At 37.9% G+C, this 4095-nt stretch carries 4 protein-coding genes; all 4 read left to right on the forward strand.

The annotated features are described in order from the left end of the window. Window positions 1-426 precede the first annotated feature (426 nt). Complete coding sequence (locus tag F6K22_RS34365; protein WP_293108754.1) at window positions 427-1452, forward strand: PstS family phosphate ABC transporter substrate-binding protein; 1026 nt, start codon at window positions 427-429, stop codon at window positions 1450-1452. Between the two features lie 136 nt (window positions 1453-1588). Beyond that, complete coding sequence (gene arsB / locus F6K22_RS34370) at window positions 1589-2770, forward strand: ACR3 family arsenite efflux transporter (RefSeq protein WP_293108756.1); 1182 nt, start codon at window positions 1589-1591, stop codon at window positions 2768-2770. A gap of 364 nt (window positions 2771-3134) precedes the next feature. Continuing rightward, window positions 3135-3740 (forward strand): arsenical resistance protein ArsH, encoded by a 606-nt coding sequence (arsH, locus tag F6K22_RS34375; protein WP_293108762.1) that lies wholly within the window; start codon window positions 3135-3137, stop codon window positions 3738-3740. A gap of 20 nt (window positions 3741-3760) precedes the next feature. Then, the coding region (locus tag F6K22_RS34380; protein WP_293108759.1) for a phosphatase domain-containing putative toxin at window positions 3761-4095 on the forward strand (335 nt) is incomplete at its 3' end.

Raw genomic sequence — 4095 nt, forward strand, 5'->3', positions numbered from 1 at the left:
GAAATTATTTGGAAAAATCAAGTTAATGTGAGTGATGATTTAGGTCGGGTTCTGGATAAAATGGTGTTGTATGATTGGAGAAAGCGTTATCAAAGTATTGATGAAGTTATAGCTGAACTCAGAGTTGTTTGCAGACAAATTTAACAAAACCTCTACTGCTGCTTCTTGATGATTAGATATCTCCAGAAAATAAACTTGGTCTTTATTGAACATCAGCTATAGTTGTAAAAGTCTCTGACAAAATCATTTTTCGTATCTTTGGCGTCAAAATATATTCCCTCTTCCCTATTCCCTCCATACCTGTTCCCTACTCTGGCAAAAAGTCTATTGACTTTTAAGTTTGGACTTCCACAAAATTCTTGACATATCAAATTTTTTTGTTATATTAATTTTATCCAATAAATCAAATTTTCTTGAAATGACAGCATGAAAGAAAACCTACAAGTCCTGGTGAAAGGTTTGAAGAAAAAGACCCTCACCATTGGAGTAGCAGTAATGCTAGCTGCTTGTGGTTCCAGCCAGGTAAAACAACAACCGATAAAAATTGATGGCTCTAGCACTGTATACCCCATCACCCAAAAAATTGTCGAAAAATTCAATGCCACCGACAAGCCTGATGTAGAAGTCAGTGCCAGTTTTTCCGGTACAGGTGGAGGGTTTCAAAAGTTCTGTGCTGGAGAAACAGATATTAATAATGCTTCGCGCCCCATACTTAAAGACGAGATGGAAGCTTGCAAGCAAAACAAAATATCCTATATAGAACTACCTATTGGCTTCGACGCTCTAACCATCGTTGTTAACCAGGCAAATAGTTGGGCTCAAGATATTACTGTGTCTGAGTTAGCCAAAATGTGGGAATCTCAAGCCCAAAGAAAAATTACCAAATGGAATCAAGTGCGCTCTTCATGGCCAGATAAACCATTAGTGCTATTTGGTCCTGGTGCTGACTCTGGAACTTATGACTATTTTAGTGAAGCTATCGTCGGAGCAGAGAAAGCTACTCGTAGCGACTACATAGCTAGTGAAGACGACGAGGTGCTAGCACAAGGAGTTAGCAACGACCCTAATGCTTTAGGTTATTTTGGTTACGCCTATTATATAGAGCATCAAGACAAATTAAAAGCTCTAGCTGTTGATAACGGTAATGGCGCAATTGTTCCCAACAAAACAGCAGTAGAACAGGCAAAGTATCAACCCCTAGCTAGACCGCTATTTATTTATGTCAATGCGGTATCAGCACAGAATAACCCATTAATGAATGAATTCATTGAATTTTACATGAACAATGCTCAAAAAGCTGTTAATTCTGTAGGTTACGTTGCCTTTGGGGAAGCGAGCTATATGAAACTTTACCGCAACTATCACAAAACAAAAGTAGGAACTGTGTTTGGTGGGGAAGCACAGCTCAACTTAACTATTTATGAAGTTCTCACGAAACGAACAGAATATTAGACTTCTTGCAGAAGTCAGGGAATAGGGAATAGGCAATAGGGAATAGGGAATGAAATGGTTTATTTCATATCTTGAATTGATTTCATTTTTTATTTTTGGAGATGTCTATTAGAATATTAATTACACAAATCAAATTATGACTACAAATTTACCTCAAGTTAATACATCTGCGGTACAAGCAGGCAGTAAACTTAGTTTCTTTGAAAAATATCTCACTATCTGGGTCGCATTGTGCATTTTTGCAGGTATAGCTTTGGGGAAAATATTTCCTGGTGTTGCCAAAACATTAGATGCTATGAGCATTTATCAAGTATCTATCCCCATTGCTATCTGTCTATTTTTTATGATGTATCCCATCATGGTCAAAATAGATTTTACCCAAGCTAAAAATGCTGCTCGCGCTCCTAAACCCGTAATCTTAACTTTAGTCGTAAATTGGGCAATTAAACCTTTTACAATGGTAGCATTTGCCCAATTTTTTCTTGGTTGGTTATTTCGATCGCTCCTAACAGGTACAGAAATATTACGCGGTACAGAAGTCGCGATCTCCGATTCTTATATTGCTGGTACAATATTACTCGGTATCGCACCTTGTACGGCAATGGTATTAATGTGGGGTTATCTTTCCTACAGTAACCAGGGACACACATTAGTAATGGTGGCAATTAATTCCTTGACAATGTTATTTTTATATGCTCCTCTTGGGCGATGGTTATTATCAGCAAATAATTTAACTGTGCCTTGGGAAACTATTGTTTTATCAGTGCTAATTTATGTTGGTTTGCCTTTGGCTGCGGGAATGTATAGTCGTTACTGGATTTTTAAATATAAAGGAAAAGCTTGGTTTGAACGTAAGTTTCTCAAATATTTAAGTCCTGTTTCTACGGCTGCATTATTGATAACTTTAGTTTTGTTATTTGCTTTTAAGGGAGAATTAATTGTAGAAAATCCCTTTCACATATTATTAATAGCAGTACCACTTTTTATCCAAACTAATTTTATTTTCTTGATTACTTATGTAGCAGCTTTGAAAATGAAACTACATTACGAAGATGCTGCACCTGCTGCTTTAATTGGAGCGAGTAATCATTTTGAAGTAGCGATCGCCACTGCGGTTACTTTATTTGGCTTAAATTCTGGAGCTGCATTAGCAACGGTAGTGGGAGTTTTAATAGAAGTGCCAGTAATGTTAATGTTGGTGAAAGTATGCCAACGTACGGCTTTTTGGTTTCCTCGCGAACCAGAAAAAGCAACATTAATCGATCCCCGTTGTTGTAATACTCCATCTATGGGGCATTCATTAATGGATAATGGATAATGGATAATGGATAATTACAAGAAGGTTAAAACCGCTCGGGAATTGAGTATAAGGAAACATTATTTCTTCTTTCAAGGGGAGATTGGAGGCAAGCGTTTGCGCTTCGCAAAGCTTCGAAGTTCGCGAAGCGTCCCGGAGGGAACGGAAACCTCGCCATCCCATCCTAACGGACTGCTCCGCTTGCCGACCGCTTTTCCCCTATCCAAGGGGAGGCAGAGTAAGCTGAATTATTTAATTAATAATTAATAATTGTTAATTATTCGGTAAAAATAAGAAGGTAGTAGGTAAGAGAATTGCAATATGCTAATAGCTGAGTGCTGAGTGCTGAGTGCTACTTCAATTAAAATTTATCACTTAAATGGCAATGGAAAATTTTGAGCATCCCCCCAGAATTTTATTTCTATATGGTTCTTTGCGCGAACGTTCCTACAGTCGTTTGTTAGCCGAAGAAGCTGCACGAATTATTACAGAAATGGGGGCAGAAGTTAAATTCTTTCATCCTCACGATCTACCATTACGAGGGCGAGTAGAAGATTCTCATCCAAAAGTTCAAGAATTGCTTGAATTAAGTCAATGGTCTGAGGGTCAAGTTTGGTCTTCACCAGAGATGCATGGTAATATTACAGGTATTCTCAAAAATCAAATTGATTGGATTCCATTAAGTGTCGGTTCAGTTCGCCCAACTCAAGGAAAAACTCTAGCACTGATGCAAGTTAGTGGAGGTTCCCAGTCATTTAATGCACTTAATACTATGCGAATTTTGGGTCGATGGATGCGGATGTTTACTATTCCTAACCAGTCTTCTGTGGCCAAAGCTTACCAAGAATTTAACGAAGATGGCACTATGAAAGATTCGCCCTATCGCGATCGCGTTTTTGATGTTATGGAAGAATTGTACAAATTTACACTATTATTGCGAGACAAGATTGATTATTTAACAGACCGCTATAGCGAACGTAAAAATTTCTAGAAAAACAAGAAAAGGTAACAATGGAAAAACAAATAATTCAACCAATAGCAGAAAATTTGTGGTGGGTGATTCCAAGTAAGTTAGCAGGAGTTCGGAAACCAACAGCAGAAGAGTTGCCAGAATTACAAAAATTAGGTATTGGGGCAATAGTCTCTGTGATGGATGACCCTTCCAATTTAGAACTTTATGAGCAAGCTAATTTACCTCACCTGTGGTTACCAATTAAAGGTGGAACTGCACCAACTCTAGAACAAATGCAAAAATTACAGGATTTTATTGATAGTCAAGATCGTGCAGTTGCAATTCATTGCACCAGTGGTAGAAGGCGAACGGGTACTGTTCTTGCCGGATATTT

Source organism: Okeania sp. SIO2F4 (assembly GCF_010672385.1).
Lineage (GTDB): Bacteria > Cyanobacteriota > Cyanobacteriia > Cyanobacteriales > Microcoleaceae > Trichodesmium.

Excerpts from the sequence above, each read along its gene's own strand:
- F6K22_RS34365 (WP_293108754.1), top strand. The coding sequence starts at position 427 with ATGAAAGAAAACCTACAAGTCCTGGTGAAAGGTTTGAAGAAAAAGACC.
- arsB (WP_293108756.1), top strand. The coding sequence starts at position 1,589 with ATGACTACAAATTTACCTCAAGTTAATACATCTGCGGTACAAGCAGGC.
- arsH (WP_293108762.1), top strand. The coding sequence starts at position 3,135 with ATGGAAAATTTTGAGCATCCCCCCAGAATTTTATTTCTATATGGTTCT.